General features: G+C 34.8%; 16 protein-coding genes. All 16 read left to right on the top strand.

Features of this window, described 5'->3' with window-relative positions:
* The 16 genes from DW269_RS00455 to infB all read left to right on the top strand — a co-directional run bounded on the left by DW269_RS00455 (position 1) and on the right by infB (position 17,900).
* Positions 1 to 540: a hypothetical protein gene (locus DW269_RS00455; protein WP_117458067.1), complete on the top strand. Its 540-nt coding sequence runs from the start codon at positions 1 to 3 to the stop codon at positions 538 to 540.
* A 169-nt stretch (positions 541 to 709) separates the two neighbouring features.
* The gene (gene rpsB, locus DW269_RS00450; protein ID WP_022424323.1) at positions 710 to 1,549 is read left to right on the top strand and encodes a 30S ribosomal protein S2; all 840 of its coding nucleotides are present in this window, start codon (positions 710 to 712) and stop codon (positions 1,547 to 1,549) included.
* A 59-nt stretch (positions 1,550 to 1,608) separates the two neighbouring features.
* Positions 1,609 to 2,505: a translation elongation factor Ts gene (gene tsf / locus DW269_RS00445; protein ID WP_117458066.1), complete on the top strand. Its 897-nt coding sequence runs from the start codon at positions 1,609 to 1,611 to the stop codon at positions 2,503 to 2,505.
* Between the two features lie 133 nt (positions 2,506 to 2,638).
* Positions 2,639 to 3,970 (top strand): uracil-xanthine permease family protein, encoded by a 1,332-nt coding sequence (locus tag DW269_RS00440; protein WP_117458065.1) that lies wholly within the window; start codon positions 2,639 to 2,641, stop codon positions 3,968 to 3,970.
* Positions 3,971 to 4,102: 132 nt separating this feature from the next.
* The gene (gene pyrH, locus DW269_RS00435; protein ID WP_022424326.1) at positions 4,103 to 4,819 is read left to right on the top strand and encodes a UMP kinase; all 717 of its coding nucleotides are present in this window, start codon (positions 4,103 to 4,105) and stop codon (positions 4,817 to 4,819) included.
* A gap of 2 nt (positions 4,820 to 4,821) precedes the next feature.
* Positions 4,822 to 5,367, top strand: coding sequence for a ribosome recycling factor (frr, locus tag DW269_RS00430; RefSeq protein ID WP_117458064.1), 546 nt, complete (start codon positions 4,822 to 4,824; stop codon positions 5,365 to 5,367).
* 92 nt (positions 5,368 to 5,459) lie between these two features.
* Positions 5,460 to 6,203, top strand: a complete 744-nt coding sequence (locus tag DW269_RS00425; RefSeq protein WP_022424328.1) for an isoprenyl transferase — start codon at positions 5,460 to 5,462, stop codon at positions 6,201 to 6,203.
* Positions 6,200 to 6,973, top strand: coding sequence for a phosphatidate cytidylyltransferase (locus tag DW269_RS00420; RefSeq protein ID WP_117458063.1), 774 nt, complete (start codon positions 6,200 to 6,202; stop codon positions 6,971 to 6,973). Before DW269_RS00425 ends, DW269_RS00420 begins: the two co-directional genes overlap by 4 nt.
* Positions 6,974 to 6,988: 15 nt before the next feature.
* Positions 6,989 to 8,137 (top strand): 1-deoxy-D-xylulose-5-phosphate reductoisomerase, encoded by a 1,149-nt coding sequence (locus DW269_RS00415; RefSeq protein ID WP_117458062.1) that lies wholly within the window; start codon positions 6,989 to 6,991, stop codon positions 8,135 to 8,137.
* Position 8,138: 1 nt separating this feature from the next.
* Positions 8,139 to 9,230, top strand: a complete 1,092-nt coding sequence (locus DW269_RS00410; protein ID WP_117458061.1) for an RIP metalloprotease — start codon at positions 8,139 to 8,141, stop codon at positions 9,228 to 9,230.
* A gap of 33 nt (positions 9,231 to 9,263) precedes the next feature.
* Positions 9,264 to 13,595 carry a PolC-type DNA polymerase III gene (locus DW269_RS00405; protein WP_117458060.1) on the top strand — a complete coding sequence of 1,444 codons (4,332 nt, stop codon included), beginning with the start codon at positions 9,264 to 9,266 and terminating at the stop codon, positions 13,593 to 13,595.
* 113 nt (positions 13,596 to 13,708) lie between these two features.
* Positions 13,709 to 14,170 carry a ribosome maturation factor RimP gene (gene rimP / locus DW269_RS00400; protein WP_022424333.1) on the top strand — a complete coding sequence of 154 codons (462 nt, stop codon included), beginning with the start codon at positions 13,709 to 13,711 and terminating at the stop codon, positions 14,168 to 14,170.
* 12 nt (positions 14,171 to 14,182) lie between these two features.
* Positions 14,183 to 15,493 carry a transcription termination factor NusA gene (gene nusA, locus DW269_RS00395; protein WP_117458059.1) on the top strand — a complete coding sequence of 437 codons (1,311 nt, stop codon included), beginning with the start codon at positions 14,183 to 14,185 and terminating at the stop codon, positions 15,491 to 15,493.
* Between the two features lie 12 nt (positions 15,494 to 15,505).
* On the top strand, positions 15,506 to 15,760 hold the full coding sequence (gene rnpM / locus DW269_RS00390) for an RNase P modulator RnpM (RefSeq protein WP_117458058.1): 255 nt from the start codon (positions 15,506 to 15,508) through the stop codon (positions 15,758 to 15,760).
* Complete coding sequence (locus DW269_RS00385; RefSeq protein WP_117458057.1) at positions 15,750 to 16,052, top strand: ribosomal L7Ae/L30e/S12e/Gadd45 family protein; 303 nt, start codon at positions 15,750 to 15,752, stop codon at positions 16,050 to 16,052. Before rnpM ends, DW269_RS00385 begins: the two co-directional genes overlap by 11 nt.
* Positions 16,053 to 16,055: 3 nt before the next feature.
* The gene (gene infB, locus DW269_RS00380) at positions 16,056 to 17,900 is read left to right on the top strand and encodes a translation initiation factor IF-2 (RefSeq protein ID WP_117458056.1); all 1,845 of its coding nucleotides are present in this window, start codon (positions 16,056 to 16,058) and stop codon (positions 17,898 to 17,900) included.

Raw genomic sequence — 17,900 nt, 5'->3', positions numbered from 1 at the left:
ATGAAGAATAATCAGATTTTGAAGAATTTCCTGATTATGTTTGTCTGTTATTTGATTGATAGTGTTATTAATTACTTTATTCCTACTAATATCAATCGTTCAGGTCTTACATTTGTTCCATGTATTGGATTACTTATGTTTTCTTTATTAACTATCACAGTTCATGACAAATCCGAAAGATTTTTCTTTAGTGCAGCATGTGGTCTATATTATACTGTTTGTTATTCTAATTCCTTAATGGTCTATATTCTCATCTATTGTGCCATTACATTTGTGAGAACATACATTTATAGAAATGATAACATGACTTGCTTAGAATTCATTGTTTATGCGATTCTTATTGTTACGTTTAAGGAATTTGTTGTTTACTGGCTGATGCTTATTTCACGTTTTACTTATATTGGAGTTATTCAATTTATTACAATGAGATATCTTCCAACATTAGTGATGAATGTAGTATTTGCGCCAATCGTATATCTAGTCTATAAACAATTTGATATTTATATTGAACCAAATGATTTTGATATGAAAGATATTTAAGAGAAGAGAAGGAAAGATTTTCTTCTCTTTTTTATTGTATTTTATTTAATTTTATGTTACTATGTCATGGTGTTTGAAATACACACACTATGGATTCATGGTTCGAGTGCCTTATTGGTGGGCTATGTTAGAAATAGTGGAGGAAAAAACAAAAAGGAGGAAATTACACATGTCAGTAATTTCAATGAAAAAATTATTAGAAGTTGGTGTTCACTTCGGACATCAGACAAAGAGATGGAATCCAAAAATGGCTCCATACATCTTTACATCAAGAAATGGAATCTATATCATTGACTTAAAGAAGTCTTCAGACAAATTAGATGAAGCTTACCAGGCAATGAAAGAAATCGCTGAAAAGGGCGGTAAGGTTTTATTTGTTGGTACTAAGAAACAGGCTCAGGAAGCTGTTCAGACAGAAGCTGAAAGATCTGGTTCTTATTTTGTAAACTCTAGATGGTTAGGTGGAACTTTAACAAACTTCAAGACTATCCAGAAGAGAATCAAGAGACTTATCGAACTTGAAAAGATGGAAGAAGACGGAAGCTTAGAACAGTACACTAAGAAGGAAGCAGTTCTTCTTATGAAGGAAAAAGCTAAGTTAGAAAGAAACCTTGGCGGTATCAAAGAAATGAAGAAGTTACCAAACGCTTTATTCGTAGTTGATCCAAAGGTTGAACACAATGCTGTTGCTGAAGCTAAGATCTTAGGTATCCCAGTATTCGGTATCGTTGATACTAACTGTGATCCTGATGAAGTAGATTACGTAATCCCTGCAAACGATGATGCAATCAGAGCTGTTAAGTTAATCGTTGCTGCTATGGCTGATGCTATCTGCGAAGCTAAGGGTGAACCTACTACTGTAGCATTCGTTAAAGATGAAGAAGAAAAAGAAGTTACAATGAACGATGCAGTTGCAAGCGTTGAAGAAAATAAAAACAACAGAGGACCAAGATATAAGAACGGTCCTAGAAGAAATAAAGCTCCAAGAACTGACAAGACTGAAGCATAATCAAAAGGAGAAAGCATTATGCTTTCTCCTTTTTAATAAAATTTACGGAGGAAAAACAAATGGCAATTAGTGCAAAATTAGTAAAAGAATTACGTGAAAAAACTGGTGCAGGTATGATGGACTGTAAAAAGGCTTTAGATGCAACTAACGGTAACATCGAAGAAGCTTTTGACTGGTTAAGAGAAAAAGGTATCGCAAAGGCAGCTAAGAAGGCTGACAGAATTGCAGCTGAAGGTTTATCTGCATTTGTAATTGATGGTAATAAGGCAGCTTTAGTAGAAGTTAACTCAGAAACTGACTTCGTAGCTAAGAATGCTGAATTCCAGGAATTAGTAAACAATGTTGCAAAGACTATCGTTGCAAATGAACCAGCTGATTTAGATGCAGCTTTAAAGATTGAATTAGATGGTAAAGACCTTGCTACTGCAATCGCAGAAAAATCAGGTAAGATTGGTGAAAAATTATCTTTAAGAAGATTTGTTGTTATGACTAAGGCTGATAACGAAGTATTCGGTGCTTACTCTCATATGGGTGGTAAGATTACTGCTTTAGTTAAGATCGCTGATAGTGATGAAGAAAAGGCTAGAGATGTTGCTATGCATGTAGCTGCAAGTGCTCCTCAGTTCATCGATAGATCAGCTATCCCTGCAGAACATATTGCTAAGGAAACTGAAGTATTAAAGAAACAGGCTTTAGAAGAAAATGCTAAGTCAGCTAAACCAAAACCAGAAAACATCGTAGAAAAGATGATTGCTGGACGTTTAAATAAAGAATTAAAAGCTATCTGCTTAGTTGACCAGGAATTCGTTAAGAACCCTGATTTAACAGTTGCTCAGTTCTTAGGAAACGGTAAAATTGTTGAAATGGCTAGATTCATGGTTGGTGAAGGTATGGAACACAAAGAAGAAGACTTCGCTGCTGAAGTAGCTGCTCAGATGGCTGCTGCTAAAAAATAATTATGATTCTTAGAAGAAGTACGAATAGTACTTCTTTTTTTACTATTTTCTTATAATAATAAATCCATTGCACAATAATCAATTACGTGTTATTATCTGAATTGTATTTTTTGTATACAAATGAGGAGGAAATATGAGTAAAGATCAAACTAGTATGTCAGAAGAACTTTTCAAATTAGACGGAAAGCCTTCTACATCACAAGCTTTACCTTTAGCACTTCAGCACGTTGTGGCCATGGTTGTCGGATGTGTTGCACCTGCTATTATTATTTCAGGAGTTGCAGGACTTTCAGCAAGCGATTCAGTTATTCTGATTCAGGCTGCACTTACAATGTCTGCTATCTCTACATTATTTCAGGTTTTTCCGTTATTAAGAGGGAAAAAACTTGCAATTGGGGCAGGATTACCTGTTATTATGGGTATTAGTTTTGCCTATTTACCTACTATGCAGGCAATTGCTGGTGAATTTGATATTGCAACTATTTTAGGTGCACAGATTGCTGGTGGTATTGTTGCTGTTATTGTAGGACTATTTGTAAAGAAGATTAGAAAATTCTTTCCGCCACTTATTACTGGTACAGTAGTATTCTCAATCGGTTTATCATTGTATCCTACAGCTATTAATTATATGGCTGGTGGTGCAGCTTCTAAAAATTATGGTTCTTGGCAGAACTGGCTTATTGCTTTTATTACATTAGCTGTTGTTACTTTCTTGAATCATTATGGTAAAGGAATTTTAAAACTAGCTTCTATTTTAATTGGTATTATTGTTGGTTATATTATTGCTCTCTGCTTTGGTATGATCAATTTCTCAGCTGTCGCAAATGCATCATGGTTTGCTTTGCCACAGTTCATGCATTTTGGTGTGAAGTTTAATCCAGCAGCATGTGTGGCAATTGCGGTATTATTCGCGATTAACTCTATTCAGGCAATTGGTGATTTCTCAGCTACTACTACAGGTGGGATGGATCGTATGCCTACTGATGAAGAACTAAATGGTGGTATTGTTGCTTATGGTTTAACTAATATCTTCTGTGCATTCTTTGGTGGTTTACCAACTGCAACTTATAGTCAGAATGTTGGTATTGTTGGTTCAACAAAAGTTGTATCTAAAAAGGTATTTGGAATTGCAGCTAGTATTATTTTAGTTGCAGGTCTTATTCCTAAGTTTTCATCACTTTTAACTACAATTCCTTATTGTGTTCTTGGTGGTGCTACAGTTTCTGTATTTGCATCTATTGCGATGACAGGTATTAAATTAATTGCATCTCATCCAATGGATTTCAGAAATACTACAGTTGTTGGTTTAGCTGTTGCACTTGGTATGGGTGTTACTCAGGCAAATGCAGCACTTGCATCATTCCCATCTTGGGTGACAACTATCTTTGGTAAGTCTCCAGTAGTCCTTGCTACTATTACAGCTATTATTTTAAACTTAATCTTACCAAAAAATACTAATTCATAGTATAAATGCTTCCTGATTATTTAATCAGGAAGTTTTTGCTTGTGGAGTAAGTTTTGTGGTATCAGTTCGTTGTTGACTAAAAACTTAATTCTATTTATAATTAATTTGTAGATTTTACAGAAGGAGATCCATATGAATTATAAAAGAGTTTTATTAAAAATAAGTGGTGAAGCTTTGGCTGGTGATCAGGGCTTTGGCATTAATCCTATTGTAGTTAAAGACATTGCACAGCAGATCAAAGATGCAAAAGATCTAGGTGTTGAAATTGCGATTGTTTGCGGTGGCGGTAATATCTGGAGAGGTAAGACTGGCGCCGATATGGGTATGGAAAGAGCAAGTGCAGATTACATGGGTATGCTTGCAACTGTTATGAACGGTCTTGCTTTACAGAATGCTTTAGAATCAATTGGTCTTGAAACACGTGTTATGACTGCTATTGATATGAAAGAAGTAGCTGAACCATATATCAGAAGAAGAGCTGTACGTCATCTTGAAAAAGGTCGTATTGTTATTTTCTCAGCTGGAACTGGTAGTCCATACTTTACTACAGACACAACTGCTGCATTAAGAGCTGCTGAAATTCATGCAGATGTTATTTTAATGGCTAAGAATGGTGTTGATGGTGTTTATTCAGCTGACCCTAAGTTAGATCCAAATGCTGTTAAGTTTGATAAGTTAACTTATTTAGATGTTCTTAATAAAGATTTAAAGATCATGGATCAGACAGCTATTACTTTATGTAAAGACAACAACATTGATTTAAGTGTATTTAATATGCAGAAAGAAGGAAATATTGCGTTAGCATGTAAACAGGAAGTGGCTGGCACAATTATTTCAAAGGGAGAATAATAATGGTAGAATTAGTACTTGAAGAAGCAAAAGAAAAGATGGAGAAATCAATTGATGCTTTCTCTAATGAATTAGTTAATATTAGAACTGGACGTGCTAATCCAAGCATGCTTGATAGAGTTATGGTTGAATACTATGGTTCACCAACTCCACTTAATCAGGTTGCTGGTATTTCAGTTGTAGAAGGTCGTCAGTTAGTAATCAAGCCTTATGATAAGAATTCAATGAAGGATATTGAACATGGTATTTATCAGGCTGATTTAGGTTTAACTCCACAGAATGATGGAACAGTCATCCGTATTGTGATTCCACCTCTAACTGAAGAAAGAAGAAAAGAAATGGTTAAGCAGGTAAATAAGCTTGCTGAAGAAGCTAAGGTTGCTTTAAGAAATATCAGAAGAAATGCGAATGCTGATGTTGAAAAGACTGGCGAAACTGAAGATGAAGTAAAAGCAGGTAAGGAAGATGTTCAGAATTTAACAAATGAATTTGTTAAGAAGATTGACCAGATTGCTAAAGAAAAAGAAAAGGATTTAATGACAGTTTAATGTTATTTTGGGAGGATTATGAAATCCTCCTTTTTTTGTCTGTTTGAAAATGGAGTGCACTATGTTATAATACGGTTTATGAGGTGATTATTATGCTTTTTAAAAGAAAAGAAAAATATACATTAGATATGAATCGAATTCCAGCTCATATCGCATTTATCATGGATGGAAATGGAAGATGGGCAAAGAAAAGAAAAATGCCTAGAACATATGGTCATCATGAAGGAACTAAAACAATAAGAAATCTTGCTTTAGAAGCTAACAACTTAGGTGTAAAAGCAATGACTGTTTATGCATTCTCTACTGAAAACTTTAAAAGAGAACAGAGTGAAGTAGAATATATCTTTAAGTTACCTAAAGAGTTCTTCTCTTTATATTTTCAGGAACTAATGGATAATAATGTACGTATTATGACAATTGGTCATCTAGAACTCGCACCACAGGAAACTCAAGACATTATTAATGATGCTATTAATAAAACTAAAGATAATACGGGATTAAAGCTTGTCTTTGCATTCATCTATGGTGGACGTGATGAAATCGTTGAAGCCACTAAAGCGATTTGTGAAGAATATAAAGAAGGTAAGATTGACTTAGATAATATTACAGAAGATTATTTTGAATCTCATTTAATGACGAAAGAATTACCACCTGTTGATTTAATGATTCGCTCAAGTGGGGAATGTCGTTTATCAAATTTCTTATTATGGCAGTTAAGTTATGCTGAATTTATTTTTGATGAAGCATATTGGCCAGATTTTAATGCAGAAAAATTACATGAATGTATCTGGAAATATCAGAATAGAGATCGTCGTTATGGAGGAGTGAAGAAATGAAGCAAAGAGTCATAACAGCGATTGTATTAGTAGTTTTGTTTTTACCATGTGTTATTGTAAGTGGTATTCCTTTTAAAATCCTTATAGCTTTTATTGGGGCTATGGCTACATATGAATTACTATCTATTACAAAAGAACCTAAGCCACATTTTTATTTATATGGAATAATAGGTGTTTATATTCTAGGTTCATTATTCTTTTCAAAAGGATTACTTGTAACTAATATGTTTATTGTAATCTACATGGTTATATTATTAACTTGTGGAATCTTTGATGCAGGTATGCCTTTCTTGAGGATTTCATATTACTTTACAAGTGCGACTTTAGTAGCTCTTGGTCTTCATGCTATTTATTATTTTAGAACAGCCTTAGATATCAGATATGTTATCTTCTTAGCACTTGCGACTTTAGGCGCTGATACATTTGCTTATTTTGTGGGACGTGCAATTGGTAAACATAAACTTAATCCTCGTCTTTCACCTAAGAAGACAATTGAAGGGTCTATTGGTGGTATAGTATGTGGTGGTTTATTAGGTTTAGCTTATGCTTATTGTGTTCAGATTCCTTATGCACTTCCTCATCTTGCCTTAATGAGCTTTGTACTTGCAACAACAGGTCAGATTGGTGATTTGACATTCAGTTCTATTAAGAGAACTTTTGAAGTAAAGGACTATTCTCAGATTTTCCCTGGTCATGGTGGTGTGTTGGATCGATTTGATTCTATCATCTTTAATTCTATGATTTTAGGATTCTTACTTACATTACTCTAATGAAGGAGGCAATCTATGAAAAAAATTACAGTACTTGGTGTGACTGGTTCTATTGGAACACAGACAATTGATGTTGTGACTGGACATCCTGATGAATTTGAAATTGTTGCAATGTCAGCAGGACACAATATCAAGAAATTAGAAGAAATCATGAATCAACTTCCTGTTCCACATATTTGTGTGCTAGAACAGAAAGATTATGATTATTTAAGTGAAAAATATCCGGATCGTCATTTTTATCTTGGACAGGAAGGACTTATTCAAATTAGTACTCTTGAAGAGACAGAAATAGTTCTTAATGCGATTGTAGGGTTTGCAGGATTATTACCAACTATCGAAGCAATTAAAGCAGGTAAGGATATTGCACTTGCAAACAAAGAAACTCTAGTAGTTGCAGGACATATAATTATTCCTCTCGCAAAAGAATATGGCATTCAGCTTTTACCTGTAGATAGTGAACATAGTGCTATTTTCCAATCAATGCATGGAGAGTATCCAAGAGAAATTTCAAAAATACTTTTAACATGTAGTGGTGGAAGTTTCCGTGATAAATCATTGGATGAATTAAAGGATGCCACTGTTGAACAGGCATTAAATCATCCTAACTGGAGCATGGGTGCAAAGATCACTATTGATAGTGCGACTTTAGTTAATAAAGGTTTAGAGGTTATGGAAGCCAAATGGCTTTTTGATGTAGATTATGATGATATTGAAGTATTGATTCATCCTGAAAGTGTTGTACATTCTATGATTGAATGTACAGATACTGCAGTAATCGGACAATTAGGTACTCCAGATATGCGTTTGCCTATTCAATATGCTTTAACATATCCTCATAGAATTCCGCTTATTAATAGTAAGAGACTTTCTTTATCAGACATTGGAACACTTCATTTCTATAAGCCTGATACAGAAAGATTTAAAGCATTACCTCTTGCTTATCGTGCAGGAAGAATAGGGGGCAGTATGCCTTGTGTCTTCAATGGCGCAAATGAAGAAGCCAATCAGTTATTCCGTGATGGAAAGATTAAATTCCTAGAAATCGTTGATTTAATTGAAGAAGCCATGAATGCACATACTGTTGTTGAAAATCCATCTCTTGATGAATTAATCAAAATAGATGCGGATGCAAGAGCTTTTGTAAGAAAGAGAGTAGGTTTATAAGATGCAGACTTTATTGAATATACTCGTTTTCCTGCTTATTCTTACAGGAATTATTGTAATACATGAATTAGGCCATTTTGTAGCTGCTAAGTTTTTCAAGGTTTATTGTGGCGCATTTAGTATTGGTATGGGTCCTAAGATTTATGGAAAAAAAGGAAAAGAAACAGAATTCCAGATTCGTGCTTTACCAATAGGTGGTTTTGTCTCTATGGCAGGTGAAGCGGATCAGGAAGACAATGAAGAATTTAAGGATGTTCCAGTAGAACGTACATTAAAGGGTAAGAAGACATATCAAAAGATTATTATTATGCTTGCAGGTGTCTTTATGAATTTCATGCTTGCACTTGTTATTATGTTATCTGCAAACTTAATGGGTGGTCAGGTGAATGTCAATCGTTGTGAAGTAGGAACACTTGTAGAAAATGGCTCTGCGACAAAATATGGATTTAAAAAAGGTGACATTATAACTAATATTGAATGTAAGCAGACTGGTGTGTCTTATGCAGTCGCAAGTTATGAAGATCTTCATAGTGATATGACTAAGAAAGCATTAAAGATTGACTCTAAAAATGCGACATTAGATATTACTGTCAGACGTGGTAAAGATAGTATTGTGATCAAGGCAGTGAGTCCTTATAATGTAGAACAGGGACGTTATGTTCTTGGCTTTATGCAGGTAACTCGAAGAATGAGTGTTACTGAAGCATTTAGCTATACATTTAAAGAATTATGCGAGATGTCTACTGCAATATTTAATGCATTAGGACAGCTTATTGTGAATTTTGCATCTACTATTAAGCAGATGTCAGGACCAGTGGGAATTTATAAAGTAACTTCACAGGTAAGAGAATCTGGTTCTATGACAACGCTTCTTTATTTAGTTGCGATGTTGTCAGTAAATATTGGAATTTTTAACCTATTACCTATTCCAGGGTTAGATGGCTATCAGGCTATTCTTTCTTTAATTGAAGGTATGATCCATAGAGAAGTACCTGTGAAGGTGAAATATGCATTGCAGGTTCTTGGACTTGCACTTGTATTTGGTCTCATGATAGCAGTTACTTATCAGGATCTGCTGCGATTATTCAAATAAAGGAACTTCGGTTCCTTTTTAAAAGGTGATTTTATGAATAAATTAAGTATTTTATTACAACAATTACATATAGATACAAATCAGGCGTTTTCGCAGGCTGATATTACAAGAGTAGTTGTCCATCATGATAGCCGTTATACCTTTTATATCAGTTCACCAGAATTAATGCCTCTTAGTAATGTGAAGGCTTTAAAAGAAGCCCAGCATTTATTCCCTTATCCATGTGAGTTCCTCTTTGAAACAACGTCTAATCATTTTAGAGAAGAAGATGTCATTGAATATAGTGACTATATTATGCATCATGTATTAGGCAATGTACCTGAAATGCAGAGTATGACAAGAGATGATATGGATTTAAAGAACAATATTTTGACATTACATACTGTTAATCATATTCAATGTGATTCTATTAAGACTCAGCTTAATGAAATGCGTACATTATTATCTGGCTTTGGTATTAATATTGATTTAAGAGCTGAGGTAGATGCAGATAATCATGAATATCAACAGACTATTGCAAAGATGGAAGAAAACAAAGGTGTTCATATAGATTCAAGTGCACTTGAAAAATATAATGAAGCGATGAATGATGCACCTCCTGCTTATTCTAAGCCAGCAGGTAATTATAAACGTTATAAGAAAGAATATGTCATGACGCAGATTAGTCAATTAGATAATACAATGCGTGAAGTAGCGGTACAGGGTTATTGTTTCCAGGAAGAAACAACACAGGTTAAAAGTGGTAAACATATTCAGACACTTCTTGTCACAGATTATTCTGATAGTATTATGGTTAAGAGATTTGAGAATAAGAATCGTAATACATTAGAAGAAATGGAACAATTAAAAAAAGGTGGTAAATGGATTCGTGTCAAAGGTACTTTTGAATATGATAGCTTTGCCCGCGAACAGGTGATTATTGCGACTGAAATAGAAATTATTCCTGCGCCTAAGCCACGTGTTGATAAGGCGGAAAAGAAGCGTGTAGAACTACATTGCCATTCTAATATGTCTACTATGGATGGTATTGCGACTGTTGGTTCTTATATTAAAAGAGCAACAGAATGGGGTATGAGTGCTATTGCAGTGACTGATCATGGTAACGTGCAGTCATTCCCTGATGCACAGGCAGCAGCAGGAGACAAGCTGAAGATGATCTATGGTATTGAAATGAACATGATTGATACAAACTTTGATTGTGTTTTTAATGCGAATGGATTAAAGCTTAATGATTTAACATATGTTTCTTTTGACTTAGAAACAACAGGTTTATCTCAGATAGATGATCATATTACTGAAATTGGTGCCGTAAAGATTAAAAATGGTTTAGAGGTTGGAAGATTACAGACATTTATTAAATCTCCTAAACCTATTTCTAAGAAGATTACTGAATTAACATCTATTACGAATGAAGATATTAGAAATGCGCCTACAATTGAAGAATTCATGCCTAAATTAATGGAATTCTTTGGAGATAATCTTCTCATTGCGCATAATGGTCGTTTCGATATTGGTATGTTAGATAAGGCGTTAGAGAGAATGGGAAAAGAACCTATTCAAAATCCATGGATTGATACATTGCCTTTGTCTAGACGTCTCATACCATTAATGCGTTCTTATCGATTAGGTGCTGTCTGTCGTTTTTATCATATCCCTTATGATACAGAAGCGGCTCATCGTGCTGACTATGATGCAGAAGTATTAAGTCATTCATTTAATGTCATGCTTCAGGATTTAATTAAGAAAGGATTTAAAACGATTGATGAAATCAATGATATCGAAATAGAAGACAGTTATAAGCATGCTTTCCCTTATCATATGTGTGTTCTTGCGAAAACACCTGAAGGTTTAAAGAACATGTTTAGACTTGTGTCTATTGCGAATACTAAGTATTTCCATCAATGTGATCGTATTCCTAGAAGTGAATTAGAATTCTATCGTGAAGGATTACTATTTGGTAGTGGCTGTTTGAATTCTAAAGTCTTTGAAATAGCTTCTACAAGAGATGAAGAAGAATTAAGAGAAGAAATACGATTCTATGATTATGTAGAAATACAGCCTTTAGAAGATGCGATGTATTTGGTAGATCGTGGTAAGTATGATTCTATTGATGATATAGAAAGAATATACAAGCGTATTATTAAGATTGCGAAAGAAGAAAATAAACTCATCTGTGCAACAGGTGATGTTCATTTTCTAGATAAGAGAGATAAGGTATACCGTGAAGTATTTATTACTAACTCTAAGATTCAGATTAATGGTAAACCTCATCCACTCCTTGTAAGAAATAATCCTCGTGCTTTAACACCTGATGTTTATTTAAGAACAACAGATGAAATGTTGGAATGCTTCCCTTATTTAAGTGATGAAGATACATATGAATATGTTGTCACTAATACAAATAAGATTGCAGATATGATTGGTGATGATATTATTGTTACAAAAGAAGGATTATATCCACCTTCAATTGAAAACGTAGATAAAAAACTTAGAGAATTGTGTCATAAGAATGCGCATGAGACATATGGTGAAGTATTACCAGAGATTGTATCAGCAAGACTTGAAAAAGAGTTATCCAACATCATCAAACATGGATTCGCAGTTATTTATTTTATCGCTTCAGAACTTGTAAGAGTTTCTAATGAAGCAGGTTACCTAGTAGGATCTCGAGGATCAGTTGGTTCATCTTTCGTAGCCACTATGGCTGGTATTTCAGAAGTAAATCCTCTTGCACCACATTATATATGTCCTCATTGTAAACATAATGAGTTCTTAGAAGAAGGAGTTATTTCTGATGGGTATGATCTGCCTGATAAGAACTGTCCAGTATGTGGACATAAGATGAAAGGCGAAGGACATAATATCCCATTCGAAACCTTCTTAGGGTTCAATGCGGATAAGGTTCCAGATATCGACTTAAACTTCTCAGGTGAATATCAGCCTAAAGCGCATGCTTATACTAAAACAATCTTTGGTGAAGACCATGTCTTTAGAGCCGGTACTATTTCTACTGTTGCAGAAAAGACAGCTTATGGTTATGCAAGAGCATATGCTGAAAACCTAGGTTTAGAAGATCATATCCGTAGTGCTGAATTACAAAGACTTGCTAATGGATGTACGGGGGTTAAACGTACTACCGGTCAGCATCCAGGTGGTATTATCGTTATTCCTAATGACATGGAAGTATTTGACTTTACACCTTATCAATATCCTGCAGACGATGTAAATGCTGAATGGCGTACAACTCACTTCGATTTCCATAAGATTCATGATAACGTATTAAAATTTGATATTTTAGGGCATGTCGATCCTACTGTTATTCGTATGCTTCAGGATATGACAGGTGTTGATCCAAAGTCTATTCCTACAAATGACCAGAAGGTTATGAGCTTATTTAATAGTTCTAAAGCATTAGGCTGCGATCTATCATTCTTAAACTGTAAGACAGGTGCCTTAGGGTTACCAGAATTTGGTACAAAGTTTGTCCGTGGCATGCTTGAACAGACACATCCAAAAAGCTTTAATGAATTAGTTATTATCTCTGGATTATCTCATGGGACTGACGTATATCTAGGCAATGCGGAGACATTGATTAAGTCAGGTACATGTACATTACAGCAGGTTATCGGATGTCGTGATGATATCATGGTTTACTTAATTGAAAAGGGACTTCCTAACAAGGATGCTTTTGATATCATGGAATGTGTACGTAAAGGTAAGTCACCTAAAGTATTCCCTCAAAAGGGTTATGTTGAACTCATGAAGAAACATAATGTACCACAATGGTATATTGATTCATGTTTAAAGATTAAATACATGTTCCCTAAAGCCCATGCCGTTGCATATGTATTAAGTGCCATACGTGTAGCTTGGTGGAAATTATATTATCCAAGAGAATATTATGCTGTATACTTTACGACTAGATGTGATTTCTATGATATTGAGACACTTATTGCTGGAAAAGAAGCGGTATATGATAAATATCAGGAATGTTTAAAGTTAAAGGCTGAACATAAAGCATCTAATAAAGAAGAAGGTTTGATTACTGTATTTGAGGTTGCTTTAGAAATGTTTGAAAGAGGCCTAAAGTTTAGTAAGATTTCTCTTGATCAATCTGATTCTAGAAAGTTTATTTGTCATCCAGATGATCCAACAGCTATTATTCCTCCTTTTACTTCTATTGATGGATTAGGTGATGCCGTTGGTGACTCAGTAGTAGAAGCAAGAAAGGAGAGACCTTTCACTTCTATTGAAGACATTAAAAAGAGAACACGTCTTTCAGGAACACATATTGAGACACTGCAGAAGATGGGTGTTTTAAATGGCTTTTCTGAAAGTGATCAGCTTACAATCTTTGATTTATAGTTTTTTTACGTGTTTTTCAACATTATTTGACTTATACATTTAACTGTGCTATACTCGATTTAGCAAAAGACGAGAGGGGAGACCCTCTCGTTATTTATTGAATAGGAGGTTCTATGCTAGAGAAAATTAAAGAAGGCTTATTGCCTATTATTGCTTCATTTGAATGCCATCTTGATTCAATGGAATATGTAAAGGAAAAAGGAGAATGGTATTTACGTGTATTCATTGAAAAGAATGATGGAAATCTTGACATGGATACTTGTGTTGCAGTCAGTGAAGCTGTAAGTGAAAAGTTAGATGAACTTGATTTAATCAAGGACGAGTATTATCTTGAAGTATCTTCTCCAGGAATTGAAAAGCCATTAAAGACTTTTGAGCAGGTAGAAGCTCATGTTGGCTCATATGTTCATATTGATTTGAAGAATCCAAAGAATGGAATTGATTCTCTAGAAGGAACATTAGCCTCTATTGATGGCCAGGAATTATTGATCCAGTATATGGTGAAAGCTGTAAGAAAGAAAATGACTATAAACTATGATGATATTAAATTCATCAGACTCGCTGTAAAGTTCTAGGAGGTAAAAAACGTGGCGAAAAAGGATAAAGGTTATAAATCAGCTCTTGAAAATCTTATTGAAGATAAAGGGCTTGATAGTGCTATTGTAATTGAAGCATTGACTGAAGCACTTGCTAAGTCATATAAGAAAAACTATAGTGGGGCAGAATCAATCGTTGATTGTAAAATTGATGATGATGGAAAAATCAGAATCTTTACAACTCATTATGTTGTAGATGATGTAAATGATGAAGATTTTGAATATTCTATTGAAGAAGCACAGGAAATTGATCCAAAATATCAGGTTGGAGATGAAGTTGTTGAAGAAGCTGATATTTCTGAATTTGGTCGTTTAGCTGCAATTCAAACTAAACAGTTATTAAGACAGAAGATCAGAGAAGCTGAAAAAGAAGCTTTATATAATGAATATATCAATAAACTTGATGAAATTATCAATGGTACTGTAGATCGTGTAGAAGAAAGATTCGCAATTATCAACATTGGTAAGACAGGTGCACTTCTTTCATCTAAAGACCAGATCCCTGGTGAAACTCTAGTTGAAGGTGAACATGTTAAGGTTTATGTGAGTGAAGTAGAACGTACTACTAAAGGTACTCATATCAGCGTATCTCGTACTCATGAAGGATTAGTAAAGCGTTTATTTGAAATGGAAGTACCTGAAATCTTCGAAGGAACTGTAGAAATCAAATCAGTATCTAGAGAAGCAGGTGAACGTTCTAAGATTGCTGTCTATACAGCAAATCCTGATATTGATCCTATTGGTGCATGTGTTGGTCCAAAGGGAAATCGTGTTAGAAATGTTGTTGAAGAATTAAATGGTGAAATGATCGATATTATTGAATGGTCTGAAGATCCTGTAACATTCATTTCTCATGCTCTTTCTCCAGCTAAGGTTGAAAGAGTGAAATTAAATCATTCTAAGAACAGTGCTTTAGTTGTTGTTCCTGATGATCAGTTATCTCTTGCTATTGGTAAGCGTGGTCAGAATGCAAGACTTGCAGTTAAATTAACAAACTGGAAGATTGATATTAAATCAGTATCTGAAATCTTAGAAGAAGGTATTGATTTAGATGCACCTGAAGTAGATATGGAACTTCTTGAAAAGATGAAGAAATCTATGGAAGAACATGAAGCAGATGAAGAAAAAGAATCTATCATTTTAACTCTAGATGCAGATGAAAATGAAGAAGATAAGGTAGAAGAAGACTTCGGTGATGATGAATCATTTGATGATGAAGATGATTCAGAAGAACCAGATCATGATCCTAAATATGATGAAGATATTGATTATGATCAGTATGATGAATATTATGAAGATTAGAGGTGATCTTTTATGAAGAAAGTGCCTTTAAGAAAGTGTGTGGCAACTGGTGAACAGCTGCCAAAGAAAGAACTCATTCGTATTGTGAAAAATAAAGAAGGAGAAGTTTCTGTCGATCCTACAGGTAAAAAGAACGGTCGTGGAGCTTATTTAAAACGTTCTTTGGATGCAATTGAACTTGCAAAAAAGAAAAAGATTTTAAATAGAGTTCTTGATACTGAAATTCCTGAAGAAATCTATGAGGAGCTTAAGACTTATGCTCAATAAGCAGGTGGCTTCTTTATTGGGTCTTGCGATGCGTGCAAGAAAGCTTGCGACTGGAGAGAGTGCTTTAAAGGCTGTCCAGTCACAGCAGGCTCATCTTGTCTTTATTGCGAGTGATGCAAGTGACAATACGAAGAAGAAATATATTGATAAGTGTACATATTATCATGTAGATTATTATGTTGCTGGCACAAGTGAAGAGCTATCTAATTCTGTTGGTAAAATCAATAGAATGGTAATTGCGGTACTTGATGCTGGTTTTGCGAAAAGTATGAAATCTAAGTTAGGAGGGTAATTTATGGCAAAAAAGAAGAAAAACATAAACAACAAAGGGAATGACAAGAAGAAAATGATCTCAAACTTTCCTAGCAAGAAAGAAGAAAAAGCTGTTGTAGATGGTGTTGTTGAATATGAAGAAGGCATTACTGTTGATGAACTTTCTCAAAAGATTGGTCAGACACCAGCAAATGTTATCAAGGTTTTATTCATGTTAGGTACAATGGTGACGATCAACTCATCATTAAATGATGAACAGGTTGAACTTATTTGTATGGAATATGGTCTTGAATGTAAAAAGGTTGTTCCTGTAAGTGAAGTAAACTTTGAAGATTTAGAAGTTGTGGATGATCCTAAAGATTTAGTGCCAAGACCTCCAGTTATTACTATCATGGGTCACGTTGACCATGGTAAGACAACATTACTTGACCATATTAGAAAGTCAAGAGTTGCTGAAGGCGAATTTGGTGGTATTACACAGCATATCGGTGCTTATCAGGTATCAGTAAAAGGTAAGAAGATTACTTTCCTTGATACACCAGGTCATGAAGCATTTACTGCAATGCGTGCGCGTGGTGCAATGATTACTGATATTGTTATTATTGTAGTTGCTGCTGATGATGGTGTTATGCCTCAGACTAGAGAAGCAGTAGACCATGCTTTAGCTGCAAATGTACCTATTATTGTAGCTATTAATAAGATTGATAAACCAGGTGCTGATCCTCAGCGTATTATGACTGAAGTATCTGAACTTGGACTTATGCCTGAAGAATGGGGTGGAGATGTTCCTTATGTAAACATTTCAGCTAAAAAGGGTATTGGTATCGATGAATTATTAGAAACAGTTACAGTTGTAGCTGAACTTGCTGAATTAAAAGCAAATCCAAAGCGTATGGCTTATGGTAGTGTTATTGAAGGCCGTCTTGATAAGGGTAGAGGACCAGTTGCGACTTTATTGATTCAGAATGGTACTTTAAGAAGTGGTAACCCAATTGTTGTTGGTGCGACTTATGGTCGTGTCAGACAGTTAGTTGATGATCGTGGACGTGAAATTAAATCTGCAGGTCCTGCAACTCCAGTAGAAATTACTGGTTTAAATGATGTACCTGAAGCAGGTGATAAGTTCATGGTATTTGAAACTGAAAGAGAAGCGAGACATGTCGGTGAAGAACGTGCTCAGAAGAAGATTGAAGAAGAAAGAAACTCTACTTCAGCAATGAGTCTTGATGACTTATTCTCACAGATGAAGTCTGGTGAAGTCGTTGACTTGAATATTATTGTTAAAGCTGACGTAAATGGTACTGCAGAAGCAGTTAAGAGTTCATTAGAAAAGATTGATGTAGAAGGTGCAAGAGTGAACGTTATCCGTTCTACTGTTGGTGCTATTTCTGAATCTGATATCCTTCTTGCAAGTGCTTCTAAGGCAATTATTTATGGTTTCAATGTAAGACCAGATGCTAATGTACGTCGTAAAGCAGATGAAGAAGGTGTAGAAATCCGTTTACACCAGGTAATCTATAAGATGGTTGAAGAAATTGAAGCAGCCATGAAGGGTATGCTTGCTCCTGAAATGGAAGAAGTTGTTACTGGTCAGGCTGAAATCAGACATATTTATAAGGTTTCTAAGATTGGTAATATCGCTGGATGTTATGTAACAGATGGTTCTATTAAGAGAGATTGTGGTATCAGATTAATTCGTGAAGGTATCATTGTTTATGAAGGTAAGCTTGCTTCATTAAAGCGTTTCAAGGATGATGCGAAGGAAGTTAACCAGGGCTATGAATGTGGTTTAACTATCGAAAACTATAACGATATCAAAGAAGGCGATATCGTTGAAGGATATGTTATGCAGGAAGTTGAAGGTTAA

Origin of the sequence: Catenibacterium sp. AM22-6LB (assembly GCF_003435615.1) — a bacterium.
Classification (GTDB): domain Bacteria; phylum Bacillota_I; class Bacilli_A; order Erysipelotrichales; family Coprobacillaceae; genus Catenibacterium; species Catenibacterium mitsuoka_A.
The sequence above is the reverse complement of the archived record's forward strand: the minus strand, read 5'-3'. Positions and strand labels throughout refer to the sequence as shown.